This is a genomic window from Kitasatospora sp. NPDC005751, from assembly GCF_040630835.1.
Taxonomy (GTDB): Bacteria; Actinomycetota; Actinomycetes; order Streptomycetales; family Streptomycetaceae; genus Kitasatospora.
On record NZ_JBEXYC010000036.1, the window covers coordinates 1 to 17727 of the forward strand.

Annotated in this window: 12 protein-coding genes and 2 pseudogenes; 5 read left to right on the forward strand and 9 right to left on the reverse strand. The window is 74.4% G+C overall.

Annotation, left to right across the window (positions count from 1 at the left end):
- Window positions 1-242 (reverse strand): annotated as a pseudogene (locus tag ABZ497_RS25720) (hypothetical protein); the annotation flags it as partial.
- A gap of 892 nt (window positions 243-1134) precedes the next feature.
- Here ABZ497_RS25720 and ABZ497_RS25725 point away from each other — a divergent pair.
- The 4 genes from ABZ497_RS25725 to ABZ497_RS25740 all read left to right on the forward strand — a co-directional run bounded on the left by ABZ497_RS25725 (window position 1135) and on the right by ABZ497_RS25740 (window position 6197).
- Window positions 1135-2019: a sugar ABC transporter permease gene (locus ABZ497_RS25725; protein ID WP_329492391.1), complete on the forward strand. Its 885-nt coding sequence runs from the start codon at window positions 1135-1137 to the stop codon at window positions 2017-2019.
- Complete coding sequence (locus ABZ497_RS25730) at window positions 2016-2912, forward strand: carbohydrate ABC transporter permease (protein ID WP_329491603.1); 897 nt, start codon at window positions 2016-2018, stop codon at window positions 2910-2912. The genes ABZ497_RS25725 and ABZ497_RS25730 overlap by 4 nt, the downstream gene beginning before the upstream one ends.
- 56 nt (window positions 2913-2968) lie before the next feature.
- Window positions 2969-4309: a sugar ABC transporter substrate-binding protein gene (locus ABZ497_RS25735; protein WP_359808571.1), complete on the forward strand. Its 1341-nt coding sequence runs from the start codon at window positions 2969-2971 to the stop codon at window positions 4307-4309.
- A gap of 136 nt (window positions 4310-4445) precedes the next feature.
- A complete protein-coding gene (locus ABZ497_RS25740; RefSeq protein WP_359808632.1) occupies window positions 4446-6197 on the forward strand; it encodes a beta-galactosidase family protein in 1752 nt (583 codons plus the stop codon).
- 85 nt (window positions 6198-6282) lie between these two features.
- Here the strand turns inward: ABZ497_RS25740 and ABZ497_RS25745 are convergent, their stop codons facing one another.
- The 8 genes and pseudogenes from ABZ497_RS25745 to ABZ497_RS25780 form a co-directional block, all read right to left on the reverse strand.
- Window positions 6283-7596, reverse strand: a complete 1314-nt coding sequence (locus ABZ497_RS25745) for a deoxyribodipyrimidine photo-lyase (protein ID WP_359808573.1) — start codon at window positions 7594-7596, stop codon at window positions 6283-6285.
- Window positions 7593-8453, reverse strand: a complete 861-nt coding sequence (locus ABZ497_RS25750; RefSeq protein WP_329491599.1) for a DUF1295 domain-containing protein — start codon at window positions 8451-8453, stop codon at window positions 7593-7595. The genes ABZ497_RS25745 and ABZ497_RS25750 overlap by 4 nt, the downstream gene beginning before the upstream one ends.
- Window positions 8450-9736 carry a class I SAM-dependent methyltransferase gene (locus ABZ497_RS25755; protein ID WP_359808575.1) on the reverse strand — a complete coding sequence of 429 codons (1287 nt, stop codon included), beginning with the start codon at window positions 9734-9736 and terminating at the stop codon, window positions 8450-8452. Before ABZ497_RS25755 ends, ABZ497_RS25750 begins: the two co-directional genes overlap by 4 nt.
- On the reverse strand, window positions 9733-10545 hold the full coding sequence (locus ABZ497_RS25760; protein ID WP_359808577.1) for a DUF1365 domain-containing protein: 813 nt from the start codon (window positions 10543-10545) through the stop codon (window positions 9733-9735). Before ABZ497_RS25760 ends, ABZ497_RS25755 begins: the two co-directional genes overlap by 4 nt.
- Complete coding sequence (locus tag ABZ497_RS25765) at window positions 10542-11870, reverse strand: FAD-dependent oxidoreductase (RefSeq protein WP_359808634.1); 1329 nt, start codon at window positions 11868-11870, stop codon at window positions 10542-10544. The genes ABZ497_RS25760 and ABZ497_RS25765 overlap by 4 nt, the downstream gene beginning before the upstream one ends.
- A 269-nt stretch (window positions 11871-12139) precedes the next feature.
- A complete protein-coding gene (locus ABZ497_RS25770) occupies window positions 12140-13189 on the reverse strand; it encodes a MerR family transcriptional regulator (protein WP_359808636.1) in 1050 nt (349 codons plus the stop codon).
- A complete protein-coding gene (locus ABZ497_RS25775; protein WP_359808638.1) occupies window positions 13183-13401 on the reverse strand; it encodes a DUF6480 family protein in 219 nt (72 codons plus the stop codon). The genes ABZ497_RS25770 and ABZ497_RS25775 overlap by 7 nt, the downstream gene beginning before the upstream one ends.
- A 427-nt stretch (window positions 13402-13828) precedes the next feature.
- Window positions 13829-14521 (reverse strand): annotated as a pseudogene (locus ABZ497_RS25780) (sigma-70 family RNA polymerase sigma factor); the annotation flags it as partial.
- Window positions 14522-14624: 103 nt separating this feature from the next.
- Here ABZ497_RS25780 and ABZ497_RS25785 point away from each other — a divergent pair.
- Window positions 14625-17462 (forward strand): SpoIIE family protein phosphatase, encoded by a 2838-nt coding sequence (locus ABZ497_RS25785; protein ID WP_359808579.1) that lies wholly within the window; start codon window positions 14625-14627, stop codon window positions 17460-17462.
- Window positions 17463-17727: the final 265 nt, after the last annotated feature.

Sequence of the window (17727 nt, forward strand, 5' to 3'; positions counted from 1 at the left end):
AGGCAGCCGAGGAGGGCGACGGCGAGGAGGGTGCCGCCGATGCCGCCCTTGCCGCCCTTGAGGGCGCAGCCGCCGAGGGCGGCGGCGGTGATGGCCTTGAGTTCGAGGCCTTCGCTGCCGGAGGTGGGTTGGCCGGAGCCGGTGCGGGCGGTGAGGAGGATGCCGGCGAGGGCGGCGACGAGGCCGATGAGGGCGAGTGCGGGAGGGTGCCGGAGGCAGGTGGAGTGGCCGCCTCCGACCATGACGGGGCCGGAGGCGGCCGGGCCGGCCCCGTGGGGGCGTGGGGGCGGGCCGGTTCAGGGGGGTCAGCTGCAGGTGACTCCGGCGCTCTGCCAGGTCGTGGCGTCGACCATGGTGGTGGCGCGAAGGCCTCCTTCGGGAAGTCCTTGCTGTTCTTGAGCTTGTCGTACATGGTCTGCACGGCCAGCGCGCCGACGTCCTTGCCGTTGATGAACAGCGCGGCCTTCATCCCGGTCGGCTTGCCGCCGCTCCAGTCCTTGCACGCCAGGTACGCCTTCGAGCACGCCGCCGGGTCCGGACCACTGGCGCAGATCTGGTCGTCCGAGGTCAGCAGCGCCACCTTGGCGTCCCGCGCGGTCTGCACGACCCGCGGCCCCACCGCCGGGGCAAAGACGGCGAGGCGAGATCAGCAATAACGCTCAGCAATCAACATGTTCAAACGCGTTGGAACAATGACACTCGCCGCCCGTGCGGGCGTCAAGCTGGTAAACCGACTGATACGCGGTCGTAATCTTCTCCACCCCGCGCCGACGCCTCGCCGGGGCGGAATCCGGTGGGCCGACAGCCCCCGACAGGCACCCCCGAGGGGGCGGCGAACCGGCCACCCCGGCCACCGGAACCCCTCCTGACCAGGGTGGACATCCGCCCACCGGGCAGGTGTCGACTCCCCCGGCCCGGCCGCACGCACCAACCGCCGCAGGCCTGCTGGCGGTTCATCACGAAGCCGCATCACGCCGGCACAGGCCCTTGACTCCCCCGCCATCAGCGGTCAAGACTCAACGCCAGCTTCATGTTGGCGTAAACATCGGCCGTGAAGGGCACCCCGTGAGCACGTCGCAACTCCCCGCCCCACCCGCCCCCGTCGTCCGGCCCCCGGGCCGGCCCCGTCCACAGCTGCGTTCGAGCCGGCGCGGTCACGGGTCCTTCGGCTATGTCTTCTTCGCCCCGTTCCTGATCGTGTTCGTGATCGGCATCGCGGCCCCCCTGGGCTACGCCGCCTACCTGAGCTTCTTCCAGGACCGGCTGGTCGGCGGCAACGTCTTCGTCGGGTTCGACAACTACACCCGCGCCCTGGGGGACGAGCTCTTCCGGACCGGGCTGTGGCGGGTCACCCTCTTCCTGGTCGTCCAGGTCCCGCTGATGCTGCTGCTCGCCCTGCTGGCGGCGCTGGCCATCGACAGCGGACGGCTGCGCTGGCCCGGGCTGTTCCGGATCGGCATCTTCGTCCCGTACGCCGTCCCGGCCGTCGTGGCCTCACTGATGTGGGGCTACCTGTACGGCGACCGCTTCGGGCTGATCCACCAGATCGGCGACGCCCTGCACACCGACGTGCCCCGCCTGCTCGGCGGCACGTGGATGCTCGCCTCCATCGGCAACGTCGTGACCTGGGAGTACGTGGGCTACAACATGCTCATCCTGTACGCGGCCCTGCGGACCGTGCCGCAGGAGCTCTACGAGGCCGCCGAGGTCGACGGCGCGGGCGCGATCCGTACGGCCTGGAGCATCAAACTCCCCGCGCTGCGGCCCGCGCTGGCCCTGGCCACCGTCTTCTCGATCATCGGGACCTTCCAGCTCTTCAACGAGCCGAACGTCCTGCAGTCCCTCGCCCCGGACGTCATCTCCACCAGCTACACGCCCAACATGTACGCCTACAACCTGGCCTTCAACGGCCAGCAGTTCAACTACTCGGCGGCCGTCGCCGTGCTCCTGGGCGGAGTGACCGCAGTGGTCGCCTACGCCGTGCAGGCCCGGTCGATGCGAAAGGAACAGAGCCTGTGAGCGCGAACACCACCAGCGGCCGGGCGGGGCGGGGGCGCAGGCGTTCCAGCACGGCGCTCACCGTGGCCATGGGCCTGATGCTGGTCTACGCCCTGCTGCCGCTGCTGTGGCTGCTGATGTCCAGCACGAAGGACACCGGCTCGCTGACCACCGGGTTCGGGCTCTGGTTCGGCCGCGACTTCCACTTCTTCGACAACATCCACGCCGTCCTGACCTACGACCACGGCATCTACCTGCGCTGGTTCGCCAACACCCTGCTGTACGCCGTCGTGGGCGCGGGCGGAGCCGCCTTCATCTCCACCGCGGCCGGCTACGCCCTGGCCAAGTACCGCTTCCGGGGCCGCACCGCGCTGGCCGCGATCGTCCTGGGCGCCGTCGCGATCCCCGGGACGGCGCTGGCCGTGCCGACCTACCTGCTGTTCAGCAAGGTCGGCATCGTGGACACCCCCTGGGCCGTCCTGCTGCCCTCCCTGGCCAGCCCGTTCGGCGTCTACCTGATGCGGGTCTACGCCCTCGGCGCCGTCCCGGACTCGATGCTGGAGGCCGCCCGCATCGACGGGTCCGGCGAGCTGCGCACCTTCTTCACCATCTCGCTGCGCCTGCTCGCGCCCGGATTCGTCACGGTGCTGCTGTTCTCCCTCGTGGCGACCTGGAACAACTACTTCCTGCCGCTGATCGTGCTCAGCGACCCGCAGTGGTTCCCCCTCACCGTCGGCCTCAACCAGTGGAACTCGCTGGCGACCGGCGCGGCCGGCAGCGGTGCCACCACCACCGGCTTCTACCCGCTCGTCATCACCGGCAGCGTGCTGGCGATCGTCCCGCTCGTCGTCGCCTTCCTGTTCCTCCAGCGGTTCTGGCAGTCCGGCCTGGCCGCCGGCAGCGTCAAGGAATGACGCCCCCCGCTCCCGCCCCGCCCACCCCGCCCCACCTCCCGGCAAGGAAACCCGCCATGACCCCTGCGCACTCCACCCCGCGCCGCAGACTGCTCGCGCTCGTGCCCGCCGCCGCGCTGGCCCTGACCCTGACCGCCTGCAGCTCCTCGGGCGGCGGCGAGGCCACGCCCGCCGACCCGGCGAAGGCCCTGGACACGCCCACCACGCTCACCTTCTGGACGTGGGCCCCCAACATGGACAAGACGGTCGCGCTCTTCGAGCAGAAGTACCCGAAGATCAAGGTCGACATCGTCAACGCCGGCCAGTCGGCGACCGAGTACACCAAGCTCCAGACCGCCGTGAAGGCCGGCAGCGGCGGCCCCGACGTCGCCCAGGTCGAGTACTTCGCACTGCCCGAACTCGCCCTGTCCAAGCGGCTGGTGAACCTCAAGGACTACGGCGCCGCCGCCCTGGAGAGCAAGTTCGCGGCCTCCGCCTGGTCCCAGGTGGCCATCGCCGACGGCGTCTACGCCATCCCGCAGGACACCGGCCCGATGGCGATGTTCTACAACAAGAAGATCCTCGACGAGCTGAAGATCGAACCCCCCAAGACCTGGGCCGAGTTCGAGGCCGCGGCCGTCAAGATCAAGGCGTCCGACCCGAAGCGGTTCATCACCTCCATCGACCCCGGCGACGCCGGCGGCGTGGACAGCCTGATCTGGCAGGCCGGCGGCCGCCCGTTCCAGCAGACCGACTCCACCTCGGTCACCGTCAAGCTCCAGGACGCCGGCGCCAAGAAGACCGCCGACCTGTGGACCTCCCTGATCAACCGCAAGCTCGTCGACACCGCCCCGGGGTGGACCAACGAGTGGTGGCAGTCGATGGGCAGCGGCCAGTACGCCATGTGGATCATCGGCGCCTGGGCCCCCGGCAACATCGCCTCCACCATCCCGGACACCGCGGCCGACTGGCGCGCCGCGCCCATCCCGCAGTGGAGCGCGAGCGAGAACGTCTCCTCCGAGAACGGCGGCTCCTCCGTCGCGGTGACCAGCAGCAGCAAGAACAAGGCCGCTGCCGCGGCCTTCGCGATCTGGCTGAACTCCGACCCGCAGGCCGTCCGTTCGCTCTCCGCCAACGGCCTCTTCCCGGCGACCGACGAGCTGCTCAAGGACCCGGCCTTCCTCGACCAGCCGGTGCAGGGCCTCGGCGGCCAGAAGGCCAACCAGGTCTTCGCCGACTCCTCCGCCGCCGTCGCCAAGGGCTGGCAGTACCTGCCCTACCAGCTGTACGCCAACTCGGTCTTCAAGGACACCGTCGGCCCGAACATCTCGACCGACATCAACACCGGCCTGAGCGCCTGGCAGAAGCGCATCACCGACTACGGCAACCAGCAGGGCTTCAAGGTCACCGCGCCGTGACCCGCCGCCGGCGCGGGCGTCCCGGGCGATCCACTGCCCGCGCCCGCGCCGGCCGGTGACGAACCCGCCCGGACCGGCCGACCGGACCTCGCCGGCCGGTCCGCGCACCCACCTCTCCCAGGAGCAGCAGCACACCATGCCCGTCCTGCAGATCCACGACGAGGGGTTCACCCTCGACGGCCAGCCGCTGCGGATCATCTCCGGCGGCCTCCACTACTTCCGCGTCCACCCGGGCCACTGGGCCGACCGCCTGCGCAAGGCCCGCCTGATGGGCCTCAACACGGTGGAGACCTACGTCCCCTGGAACCTCCACCAGCCGCGCCCGGACGAGTTCCGCCTCGACGCCGGGCTGGACCTGCCGGCCTTCCTCGACCTGGCCGCCGCCGAGGGGCTGCACGTCCTGCTCCGCCCCGGCCCCTACATCTGCGCGGAGTGGGAGGGCGGCGGGCTGCCGTCCTGGCTCCTCGCCGATCCCGACATCCTGCTGCGCAGCCAGGACCCGCGCTACCTCGCCGCGGTGGAGGACTTCTTCGAGCGGCTGCTGACGCCGCTTCGCCGGCACCTGTCGACCAACGGCGGCCCGGTGCTGGCCGTGCAGGTCGAGAACGAGTTCGGCGCCTACGACGGCGACACCGCCCACCTGGCGCACCTCGCCGCCACGCTGCGACGCTGCGGCGTCGACGTGCCGCTGTTCACCTGCGACCAGCCCGGCGACGTCGTCCGCGGCGCCCTGCCCGGGACCCTGGCCACGGCCAACTTCGGCAGCCGCTCCGCGCAGGGCCTGGCCACCCTGCGCGCCCACCAGAGCACCGGCCCGTTGATGAGCACCGAGTTCTGGATCGGCTGGTTCGACCGCTGGGGCGGCCACCACGTGGTCCGCGACCCCGCCCAGGCCGCCGAGGAGCTGGACACCGTGCTGGCCACCGGCGCCTCCGTCAACCTGTACATGTTCCACGGCGGCACCAGCTTCGGGTTCACCAACGGCGCCAACGACAAGCACACCTACCGGCCCACCGTCACCTCCTACGACTACGACGCCCCGCTGGACGAGGCCGGTGACCCCACCGAGAAGTACGAGGCGTTCCGCCAGGTCATCGCCAAGTACGCCCCCGTGCCGGCCGAGCCGGTGCCCGCTCGGGCACCGAAGATCGGTCCCCTCACCGTCGAACTGACCGCCTGCGCACCGCTGTTCGCCAACCTTCCGGCGCTGGGCGAGGCGGTGCGGGCCGAACGGCCGCTCACCATGGAGCAGCTCGGCCAGGACTTCGGCTTCGTCCTCTACGAGACCGTCCTGCCCGCCGCGGGGCCGGTCCTGCTGGAGGCGGAGACGGTGCGGGACCGGGCCCAGGTGTTCGTGGACGGCCAGCCGGTCGGGGTGCTGGAGCGCGAGCGGCACGAGCGGGCGATCGCGTTCACCGCGCCGCGCGCGGGCGCCGTCCTGAGCCTGCTGGTGGAGAACCAGGGCCGGGTCAACTACGGCCCGGGCATCCACGACCGCAAGGGCCTGCTGGGCCGGGTGCTGCTGGACGGCGCCGAGGCGGCCGGCTGGACCAGCCGGCCGCTGCCGCTGAGCAGCCTCGACGCGCTGCCCTTCACCGAGGACGCGGGCACCCAGGTCGGCCCGGCCTTCCACCGCGGCACCGTGCGGCTGGCCGAGGCCGGCGACACCTTCGTCCACCTGCCGGGCTGGACGAAGGGCAACGTCTGGGTCAACGGCTTCCACCTCGGCCGTTACTGGTCGCGCGGGCCGCAGCGCTCGCTGTTCGTGCCCGGCCCCGTCCTGCGCCCGGGGGCGAACGAGATCACCGTGCTGGAACTGCACGCCGCCCACCGCGCCCGCAGCGTGGAGCTGCGCGAGCACGCCGACCTCGGGCCGACCGAGGAGTAGGACGCGACCGGACCGCGGCGGTGGGTGGTGGGCCGGCGGGCCCACCACCCACCGCCGATGGCGTGGCCGGCACGTGCGCCCGGGGTCAGGAGCGCCCGTGCCGGAACCGCGCGGTCAGGGCCTCCGGCTCGATGATCGGCGGCGGGTAGCCGTCGTCCAGGAGCCAGGGCCGGTGAACCAGCGGGCCGGGGAGGTGGGCGAGTTCGGGCACCCACCGGCGGACGTAATCGCCGTCGGGGTCGTAACGGTCGGCCTGGCGCAGCGGGTTGAGGACCCGGTTGGGCCGGGTGTCGGTGCCGGTGCCCGCGACCCACTGCCAGTTGAGCTGGTTGTTGGCGACGTCGCCGTCGACGAGCAGGGACAGGAAGTGGGAGGCGCCGATGCGCCAGTCGAGGTAGAGGCTCTTGGTGAGGAAGCTCGCCGTCAGGAGGCGGGCGCGGTTGTGCATCCAGCCCTCGTGGGCGAGTTGGCGCATTCCGGCGTCGATGATCGGGTAGCCGGTGCGGCCCCGGCGCCACGCCTCGGCCTCGCGCTCGTCGTGGTGCCAGTGGTCGTCCCGGGTGCGGTAGTCCCGGTGCGCGGCCTCGGGGCGGGCGGCGAGCACCTGGTGGTGGAAGTCGCGCCAGGCGAGCTGCCGGACGAACGCCCGTGCGCCGGGTCCGTCGTGCCGCAGGGCGTCGGTGGCGAGTTCGGTCGGGGACAGGCAGCCGAAGTGCAGGTACGGGGAGAGCCGGGAGGTGTCGTCGGCCGCGAGGTCGTCGTGCAGGTCGGCGTAGCCGTCGACGTCCCAGTTCCGCCGGCGCCGGCGGGCCGCCGTCTCGCCGCCGGGCGGCAGGGCGGGTGAGCTCGGACGGGCGGCGGGGAGGTCCTCGCCGCGGACGTGCTCCGGGGTGGCGAGCCGGCGGGGTGCGGCCAGCACGGTCCGCCGGGGTGCCTCCAGCCAGGCGCGGTGGTACGGGGTGAAGACCGTGTAGTGGTCGCGCCCGGCCGGGGTGACGCGGCCGGGCGCGACGACGGTCAGGGACGCGTCGTGGACGTGCAGCCGGTCGTCGAGGAGCTTGCGCAGCCGTGCCTCGCGCCGGTGCGCGAAGCCGCTCGCGCCCGCGGCGACGTGCACGGTGGCGGCCCCGGTCTCGGCGGCCACGCGGGCCGCCTGCTCGGCCGGGTCGCCCGTGCGCAGGACGAGCCGGGAGCCGGCGGCGCGCAGGGAGGCGTCGAGGTCGGCGAGGCAGTCGGCGAGGAACGCCTGCCGGTTGGGGGCGGCGAACCCCGCGGCCGCGACGGCGGGGTCGAGCACGAACAGCGGGACGACCTGGTCGGCCGCGGTGTGCGCGGCGTGCAGCACGGGGTTGTCGTGCAGGCGCAGGTCCTGGGTGAACAGGGCGATCGAGACGGTCATCGGGGGGACCTCGGGGACGACGGGGGCTGGGGGGTGCGGGGAGTTCGGGGTTCCCGCGGGGTCCGGCGGGGCGGCAGGGGCAGGAAGCCGCTGGTGCGGGCCGCGTACTCGGCCCAGCCGGGGCGGTGCGCGCCCATCCGGCGTTCCAGCATCGGCTTGCCGCTGCCGAAGGCCAGCAGGTAGGTCATCAGGAGCGGGCTGAGGACGAACGCCGCGCCGGCCGGCGTGTCGGCGGCGAGCAGGAACAGGCCCCACCACACGCAGGCGTCGCCGAAGTAGTTCGGGTGGCGGGTGTAGCGCCAGAGGCCGCGGTCCATGACCGCGCCCCGGTTGCCGGGGTCGGCCTTGAACCGGGCGAGCTGCCGGTCGCCGACCGCCTCGAAGAACACCCCGACCGCCCAGAGCGCGGTGCCCGCCCAGGCGAGCGCGCCCGGCGGCCGGTCGGTGTACTGGGCGGCCAGGACCGGCAACGCGACGAACCACACCAGGGCGGCCTGGAGCAGGTAGACGATCCGCAGCGCGTACCGCGTGCGGGCCGGGCCCTCGGGGGCGCGGGAGAGCATCGCGGCGTAGCGGGGGTCCTCGGGCGCTCCCCGGGCGCGCCACCAGAGGTGGGCGGACAGGCGCAGGCCCCACACCAGGACGAGCGCGGTCGCGAGCAGCCGGCGGCCGTCGTCCCCGTGCCCGGCCGACAGCGCGTACCCGGTGAGCGCCACCGCGGCGAACGCCAGGCCCCAGGCGACGTCCACACCCCGGTGGCGGCCGGTCCGCACGCCCACCGCGAACGCGACGAGCAGGACGACGAGGGCCGCGGCAGCGGTCGCCGCGAGGCCGAGGACGAAGGCTCCGGTGTTCACGTCGCCCCCTCCGCACGGGTCAGCAGCAGCTGGTGGACATCGAGGTACCCGGTGCGGAACCCGGCTTCGGAGTAGGCGAGGTACAGCTCCCACATCCGCCGGAACACCTCGTCGAAGCCGAGGGACTCGACCTCCTCGGGCCGTTCGCAGAAGCGCTCGCGCCACAGCCGCAGGGTCTCGGCGTAGTGCGGCCCGAACGCGTCGGTGCCGGTCACCCGCAGCCGGGTGTGGCGGGCGGCGGTCTCGGTCATCGCCCGCACGGACGGGATCCGGCCGCCGGGGAACACGTACTTGAGGATCCAGGTGTGGCTGCGGCTGCCGGCGAGCATGCGGTCGTGCGGCATGGTGATCGCCTGGAGGGCGACCCGGCCGCCGGGGGCGAGGACCCGGTCGAGCACGGTGAAGTAGTCCGGCCAGAACGGGCGTCCGACGGCCTCGACCATCTCGACGCTCACGACGGCGTCGTACTCGCCCTCCGCGGTGCGGTAGTCGCAGAGCCGGACCTCGGCCCGGTCCTGCTGTCCCGCCTCGGCGATCCGCCGCCGGGCGAGGGCGAGTTGCTCCTCGGAGAGGGTCAGGCTGACGACGCGGGCGCCTCGGGCGGCGGCACGCAGGGCGAGTTCGCCCCAGCCGGTGCCGATCTCCAGCAGCCGGGTGCCGGGGCCGACGTCCGCGAGGTCGAGCAGCCGGTCGATCTTGCGGTGCTGGGCGGCGGCCAGCTCCTCCCGGGTGGCGGTCGGCCGACGGTCCGGTCCGGGGGCGAAGAGCGCCGAGGAGTAGGTCATCGTCGGGTCGAGGAACAGGGCGAACAGGTCGTTGGACAGGTCGTAGTGCCGGCGGACGTTGCTCCGGGCGTTCGCCGCGGTGGGCAGTTCCGCCGCCGGCGGGCGCCGGACGTAGAAGCGGCGCAGCCAGCGCGTGCCGGCCGGGACGAGGGTCTCGGGGGCGCTGGCCAGCGCGGTGAGCAGGGCGACCAGGTCGGGGCTGTCCCAGTCGCCGGCCTGGTAGGACTCGCCGAAGCCGATCAGGCCGCTCTCGCCGAGGCGGTGGAGGAAGGCCCGCGGGTGGTGCAGGCGCAGCACCGGCGCGCCGGGCGGGGCGGGGCGCAGGGCCCGGCCGCCGGGGAGTTCGACGAGCAGGCCGCGCCGCGCGGCGACCCGGCGCAGCAGGCGTCCGGCGACGGCCGCGCGCAGCGGCACGTGCGGCACCCTGGCGACGTCCGGCCAGCGGGCGGGATCGACGACGGGCGTCGGCCTCGCCGTCGGGGGAACCGTGGTCGTCATGGGGCGGGCACCTCTTCCGTGGGCACTTCCGTGGGCTCTTCCGTGGGTGTGGACCCCTCTGCGCACCGGTCCGGGCCGGCGGTCGGGCGGGGGTGGACGGGCAGGCCGCTCAGCCAGAGGCGGACGCCCCGGTAGCGGATGTGGAGGCTGACGGCCCAGGTGGCGAGCGGGTGGGCGAGCGCGGCACGCAGCAGGGCGGCGGGGCCGGCCGGGCGGCCGGTGCCGCGGACGGTGGCTGTGAAGGCGCGGCCGCCGCCGCGGTCCAGGTGGACGGTCAGGGCCAGCCGCTCCCCCGGCTCCGGCAGCACCATCCGGTAGCGTCCGTCGACCGGGAAGAACGGTGAGACGTAGAAGTCCTTGGGGGTCTCGGCACGGCCGCCGGGATCGGGCGGCAGCAGGTAGCGGTGGCGGCCGCCGTAGGTGTTGTGGACCTCGACGACCGTGCAGAGCGGGTGGCCCGCGCCGTCGCGGCACCAGTACACGGTCAGCGGGTTGAACACGTGCCCGAGCGACCGCGCCTGGGTGAGCATCAGGATCCGGCCCTCGCCGAGCCGTACGCCGTGCTCGGCCAGGTACCGGTCGAGTTCCTGACGGATCGTCAACTCTCGTGCGCCCCGGTCGATCCGGTGGTCCCGCGGGCGGAAGGAGGCCAGCGGACGCAGCGGCCACGGCACCCGGGGGAGGCGGTCCGGGTCGACCAGCCACAGGTAGCCGCGGTGGCGGAACGGCGGCCTGGGCGGATCGGTGCGCACATGGGTGGTGAGGGTGTCGTAGAGGACCGCGCCCCAGGGCCCGGGCGGGGTGGTCACGGCGCGCCCACCCCCAGCAGCGACCGGGCCGCCTCGACCCCGGAGCGGCAGCCGTCCTCGTGGAAGCCCCAGCCGTGGTAGGCGCCGGCGAACGCGGTGCGGGCCGTGGCGAGTTCGGGCAGCCGGCGCTGCGCGGCGAGGGTGCCCGCGGTGTAGACCGGGTGCTCGTAGACGGTGCGGGAGACCACCAGGTGCTCCGGGACGGGCTGGTCCCGGTCCTCGTTGAGGGTGACCAGGTAGTCGTCGTCGGCGTCCAGCCGGAGCAGCCGGTTGAGGTGGTAGCTGACCCGTACCCGGTCCGAGGGGGCGGTGCAGTGGGGCATCCGGTAGTTCCACGAGGCGCGGGCCCACCGGGCGGTGGGCAGCACGGAGGGGTCGCGGTGCAGCACGGTCGGGTTGCGCGAGTAGGTGAAGGCGCTGAGGATCTCCAGCTCCGCGTCGGTCGGATCGGCGAGCAGGCGCAGCGCCTGGTCGGCGTGGGTGGCGACGACGACGGCGTCGGCCTCGGTCCGGTGTCCGTCCGCGGTGACGACGCTGACCCCGTCCGGGTGCCGGCGCACCGCCCGGACCGGGGCGGACCGGCGGACGGTGGTGAGCCGCTCGGCGATCCTCTCCACGTACGTGCGGGAGCCGCCGACGACGGTCCGCCAGGCCGGCGCGCCGGTCACCCCGAGCAGGCCGTGGTTGTCGAGGAACGTGAACAGGTACCGCGCCGGGTAGTCGCCCGCCAGGTCGGGGGCGCAGGACCACACCGCGGACACCACCGGGGTCATGAAGTGGCTCACGAAGTACGGGGAGAAGGCCTCGGCGGTGAGGAAGTCACGCAGGCTGGGGTCGCCGGCGGCCGGGTCGGCGAGCAGGCGGCGGGCCCGCCGGTGGAAGCGCGGCACCTCGGTGAGCATCCGCAGGTACCGGCCGCGCGTCAGGGCGTCGGGCCTGGCCAGCAGGCCGGCCGGTCCGCGCGCGCCCGCGTACTCCAGACCGCACCCGTCGCAGCGCACGGACATGCTCATCTCGGTGTCCTGGGTGCGCACCCCGAGTTCGGCGAAGAGCCGCAGCAGGTGGGGGTAGGTCCGGGTGTTGTGGACCAGGAAGCCGGTGTCCAGGGCCAGCGTCCGCCCGTCCCGCGCGGTCGCCCGCTGGGTGTGGGCGTGGCCGCCGAGGCGCCCGTCGGCCTCGAACAGCTCGATCTCCGTCCCGGCGCGGGACAGCTCGTACGCCGCGGTGAGTCCGGCCACGCCGGACCCCACCACCGCCACCCGGCGCGGACGCGCGCCGCCGTCGCCGCGGGCGGGGGCCCGCGAGGTGGAGACGATGCCGAACATGGTCACGAGAGCCCCTCCCGACGGGGCCGCGGCGCGGCCCGCTTTGTCGTTGCACCGGATCTTCGGAGCCGACCCGGTCCTTGGATTGGCCCGGCTCGTGGGGACCGGCCCGACTCGTGGATCCCGGCTCGTGGAGCGGCCCGGCGTCGGGCTACGGGGACTCGCGCGTACTGCGCACCGTGGCCGACGAGCGTCCGGCACACCGGGGACCGGCGCGGATAAGGCGGGGGCCCGGCGGGGCCGGGAACCGGCCCGCCGGGCGGCGGAGGTCAGCCCGTGAGCGCCTGTTCGAGGAGGTCCACGGCGCTCGCGAGGGTGCGGGGGCAGACGGCTCCGGCCGGGGGAATGGCGCGGGCCCAGCCGGGGCCGGCGGCCACCACCAGGGCCCGGGTGCGGGAGCCGCGCGGACCCCACATGCTGCCGCTCACCCGGCGCAGCAGCTCGGGGTCGGCGGTGTGCCGGTCCTGGGACCAGATCATCACGGCGCCCGGGCCGATCCGGTGGACGGCGTCGAGCAGGGCCCGGAACGGGACGGCCGCCCCCAGCATCCGGAAGGGCAGGCCGCGCTCGGTGAGCGCCGCGGCCGTCGCCTCCAGCGGGAGGGTGTGCTGCTCGCCGGGCACCGCCGCGAGGACGACGGGCGGCACCGGCCGGGTCGGGCCGGTCTCCACGGCCACGCCGCGCAGGACGCTGGAGACGTGCCAGGAGAGCAGGTGCTCGACCTCGACGTACTGCTCGCCGTCGGCCGCCCACTTGCGGCCCGCGGCCCGCAGGGCGGGCATCATGACCTCCGTCCACGCCTCGACCACCCCCAGTGCGACGACCGCGTCGCGCAGGATCCCGGCGACCTCGGGTGCGTCCAGCCGGACCGCCGCCCGGGCCAGGCCGCGGCACTCGGGGCGTACCGTCCCGACCCGCAGGGCACGGCTGCCGCCCGGGTCGCGGCGGGCCGGGATGTCATTCGACCCCTCCGTTCCGGGCGGCCGGCCGGCGGGCGGCGGTGCGTCGTGGAGCGCCGCGCGGCGCTCGGCGAGGGCGGCCCGGGCCGCCTCGCCCGGCGGCACTCCGCGGGCCGTGAGGCGGCACATGGCCTCCAGGACCGCGATGTCCTGCCGGCTCCAGCGGCGATGGTGCCCGGCCGCGCGGTCGGCCGGGCCGATGCCGTAGCGGCGTTCCCACGAGCGGACCGTGGTCGGCGACACGCCGAGGCGGCGGGCGACTCCGCCGGTGGGCAGCCCCGCGTCCTCGGGGGCGTCCGGTGGGCCCGGCCGGCCACCGCCCCACGGGCCGGCGCCGTGCTCGGCGGGCAGGGTCACCATCCCCCGATCCTCCCCACCGCGAAGCCGACGCAGCAGACCACCAGCACGGTGATCACCAGGAGGGGGATCCAGCCGGGCCAGGCCGTGTGCAGCTCGGTCGACTCCGGGGTGGAGATGCCCGCGCAGGTCGACGCCTCGCACTCGGGCGTCTCGGCGGGCGGGCTCGCGGGCACGGGGCGTTCGTGCGCGGGGGTGCGGTGGTCGAGAGTCATGATGTCCTCCCGCTGGTGGGACGGTCCGTGGGCCTGCGTCGGAGCGCTGCCGCCCCGGGCATCGGGTGGGTGCTCGCGTGCGCGTAGGGGCTCGCGTGGTCAACCGTATACGCGGCCGCGGACGCCCGGTGGCGACGGCCACCGACGGTGGCCCGTCGTCAGAAGTGACGCTTCCATGCTCGCCCGCACGGCACCCCGCCGCCCGGCGCAGCGTTCCCGCACCGTTGCGCGCGGCCGGAGCCCGCGGGCCCGCCGGCGGGCGCGGGCGGACCCCTGCCGGCGCGGCGCCGCGGCCCGCTTCCGGCGATCGCGGGCCGCTCCCGGCCGGTGACCGGCCCGGGCGGCCGGTGCCGGAGGACGGTTGGGCCGGCACTCCCCCAGGGCGCGCTCCGCCCCGGTCCGGCAGTGCGAACGCGGCCCGGAGCCGGGTCAGACCGTCGCGGATCCGGGTCTTGACGGTGCCCAGCGGCACCTCCAGCCGGTGCGCGATCTCGCGCTGCGAGTACCCGCCGAAGTAGGCCAGCACCACCGCCTCGCGCTGGACGCCGCTCAGACCCGCGAGTGCCGACCGGACCCGCAGCCGGTCCAGCGAGCGGACGGCCTGTTCGTCCGGCGGGTCGGCCTCCGCGACGTCCCGGCGGGCGAGGCTCCGGTCGCGCTCGGTGGCCGCCCGGGCGGCGCGGGCGCGGTCCACGGCCCGGTGGTGCGCGATGGTCAGCACCCACGTCAGCACCGACCCGCGGTCGGGCCGGTAGGCCGCGGCGGTGCGCCACACTTCGAACAGGACCTCCTGGGCGACCTCCTCGGCGTGGGCCGGATCGCGCAGCGTCCGCAGCGCGGTTCCGTACACCGGTCCGGCGACTGCGCGGTACAGCTGCTCGAACGCCGCCTCGTCGCCGCGCGCCGAGCGGGCCAGGAGCCGTGGCAGGTCGTCGCCGGCCGGCGCCGCCCGCTGGAGGGGGACGCCGACACAGGTCCGCGTGGGTGGGGTCACGTCCCCACGCTGCAGCGATTCCGCTCCATCGGCCCAGTCGAATCGTTTGTGCAGCGTTTTGTGTTCGCGCCGCCCGGGGTCGGCGCCGCGCCGCCGACCGTGCCCGGGAGGACTCCGGGAGGACACCGGGAGCGCGCCGGCAGCCCGCGCGGCCGAAGCCGCCCCCCAGGAGGGACCGGTCGGTCACGGTTTCCTTGCCAGTTCTGTGGAAACCAGGATAAAAGGGGGTATGAGCGTAAATTCGGGTATATTCCGGCGATGGTTCACCCGTCGCTCCGGAAAGCCCGGCGCCACCGCACCGCCCCGGACCGAGGCCGCCGCCCCGGAGTCGACGGGCGAGTCGGCAGCCGAGTCGCGCCCGTTCGCCGACCGGCCCCGTCCGGCCACCCGCAGCTTCGCCCAGGAGGTCTTCTTCCTCCAACTGCTGCTGGTGATCCTGCTCATCGCCGGGGCGCTGGTGGCCCTCGTCCTGCAGACCCGGCGCGAGACCCTGGCCAACGCCCGGGACCGCACCGTCGCCGCCGCCCAGTCCTTCGCGCACGCCCCGGGCCTCCTGGAGGCCCTGGACAGCGACGATCCCAGCGCGACACTGCAGCCCCTGGCCGAGGAGGCCCGCAAGGCCGCCGGCGTCGACGCCATCATCGTGTACAAGCTGGACGGGATCACCCTCACCCACAGCGACACCTCGCAGATCGGCAAGCACGTCATCGGTCCGTACGCCCAGGCCGCGCAGGGCATCTCCTTCACCCGGACCTTCAACGGAGTGCTGGGCCCGTCGGTGATCTCCGCCGCCCCCGTCAAGGACGCCTCGGGCAAGGTGGTCGCGATCGTCTCCGTCCCGGTCACGGTGGAATCGGTGCAGCACTCGGTGAACCGGCAGCTGCCCCTCTTCCTGGCCGGCGCCGGCGTGGCCGTCGCGCTGGCCGCCTGCGGCGCCGCCCTGGTGAGCCACCGGCTGCGCCGGCAGACCCGAGGCCTGGGCCCGGCCGAGATGACCCGGATGTACGAACACCACGACGCCGTCCTGCACGCCGTGCGGGAGGGCGTGCTCATCACCGGCGACGACGACCGGCTGCTGCTCGCCAACGACGAGGCCAGGCGGCTGCTGGACCTCCCGCCCGACGCGGAGGGACGCCGGATCGGCGACCTGGGGCTGGACCCCCGCACCGCCGACCTGCTGAGCTCGGACCGGATCGCCAGCGACGAGGTCCACCTGGCGGCGGACCGCCTGCTGGCCCTCAACAAGCGCTCCACCACCCCCTTCGGCGTGCACCGCACCAACGTGGTGACCCTGCGCGACACCACCGAGCTGCGCTCGCTGTCCGGCCGGGCGGAGGTGGCCCGGGGGCGGCTGCGGCTGCTCTACGACGCCGGGATGCGGATCGGCTCCACGCTGGACGTGGTGCGCACCGCCGAGGAGCTCGCCCAGGTCGCCGTCCCCGGGTTCGCCGACGTCGTCACCGTCGAATTGCGCGACGCCGTGCTGCGCGGCGAGGAGCCGGACGGGGCCAGCGTCCGGCTGCGGCGCAGCGCGGTCGCCGGGCTGGCCGAGGACCACCCGCTCTACCCGGTCGGCAAGCTGATCCGGTTCGCGCCCGACACACCCATGGCGGCCAGCGTGCACGACGGGCGCTCCCTCGTGGAACCGGACCTGGCCGGCTCCAGCGGCTGGCGCTCCCAGGACCCCGAGCGCGCCCAGCAGATCCTCGACTACGGGATCCACTCGCTCGCGGTGGTGCCCCTGCAGGCCCGCGGGGTGGTGCTCGGTCTGGTGAACTTCTGGCGCGCCGGGGCCTCACTGCCGTTCGACCAGGAGGACCTCTCCTTCGCCGAGGAGGTCGCCGGCCGCGCCGCGGTGTGCATCGACAACGCGCGGCGCTACACCCGCGAACACGCCATGGCGGTGACCCTGCAGCGCAGCCTGATGCCCCGCGGCATGCCGGAGCAGCAGGCCCTGGAGGTGGCCCACCGCTACCTGCCCGCACAGGCCGGGGCCGGCGGCGACTGGTTCGACGTGATCCCGCTGCCCGGCGCCCGGGTCGCGCTGGTGGTCGGCGACGTGGTGGGGCACGGACTGCACGCCGCCGCCACCATGGGCCGGCTGCGCATCGCCATCCACAACTTCTCGGCGCTGGACCTGCCCCCCGACGAGTTGCTCGGCCACCTGGACGAGCTCGTCTCCCGGATCGACGTCCAGGACGAGGACAGCGAGAGCAGCGTCCAGGCGATCACCGGCGCCACCTGCCTCTACGTGGTCTACGACTCCGTGTCCGGGCAGGTGACCGCGGCCACCGCCGGCCACCTCCCGCCCGCCGTGGCCCACCCCGACGGGACGGTGACGTTCCTGCGCCCACCGGTCTCCCCGCCGCTGGGCCTCGGTGCCGGCCTGCCCGTGGAGACTGCCGAGCTGACCGTGCCCGAGGGCTCCCGGCTGGTCCTCTACACCGACGGGCTGCTCGGCGACCGCACCCGCGACCTGGACGCGGCGCTGGAGGAGCTGCGCACGACCGTCGGCGGGGCGGACTCCTCGCCGGAGGCCGTCTGCGCCGCCGTGATGGCGACGCTGCCGCCCGGCCGACCGGAGGACGACGTCGCGCTGCTGGTGGCGCGGACCCGGCTGCTGGAGCGCGACCACGTCGCCGAGTGGGAGGTGGCCCGGGACCCGGCCGCGGTCGGCCCGGTGCGCAACGCCTGTGCCCGCAAGCTGGCGGAGTGGGGCCTGGAGCACATCTCGTTCGGCACCGAGCTCATCCTCAGCGAACTGATCACCAACGCCGTCCGCTACGGCAAGGACCCGGTCCGGGTGCGGCTGCTCCTCACCCAGACCCTGGTCTGCGAGGTCTCCGACGGCAGCAGCACCGCCCCGCACATCCGCCGGGCCAAGGACACCGACGAGGGCGGCCGCGGCCTGTTCCTCGTCGCCCAGTACGCCCAGCACTGGGGCACCCGGTACTCCCCGCGGGGCAAGACCATCTGGGCCACCCAGACGCTCGACAGCGGCGGGGCGCAGGACGAGGAGGCGCTGGGCGCCATGCTGCTGGGCTCCTGGGACGACATCGAGCTCTGAGGCCGGTCACGGGGCGGGTCGGGCGGGGATTCGTGAGGCCGGCCAGCCGTTTCCGGCGGAACCGCCCACCGGGCCGGTAGTCTGGTACTCAGCGTCACCGCGACCCGGAATCCGTAACTCGTCGTCACCACCTCGGAACCGGCCGCAGGCTCCGTGGCCCGGCCGGGCGACCCCGCGGTCGGCAGTCCTCCGGTCGGCAACGCCCGGCCCACGGGCCGGACGCGGGACCCGTGGGTCCACGGGCCGCCGGACACCCCGCCGCCCG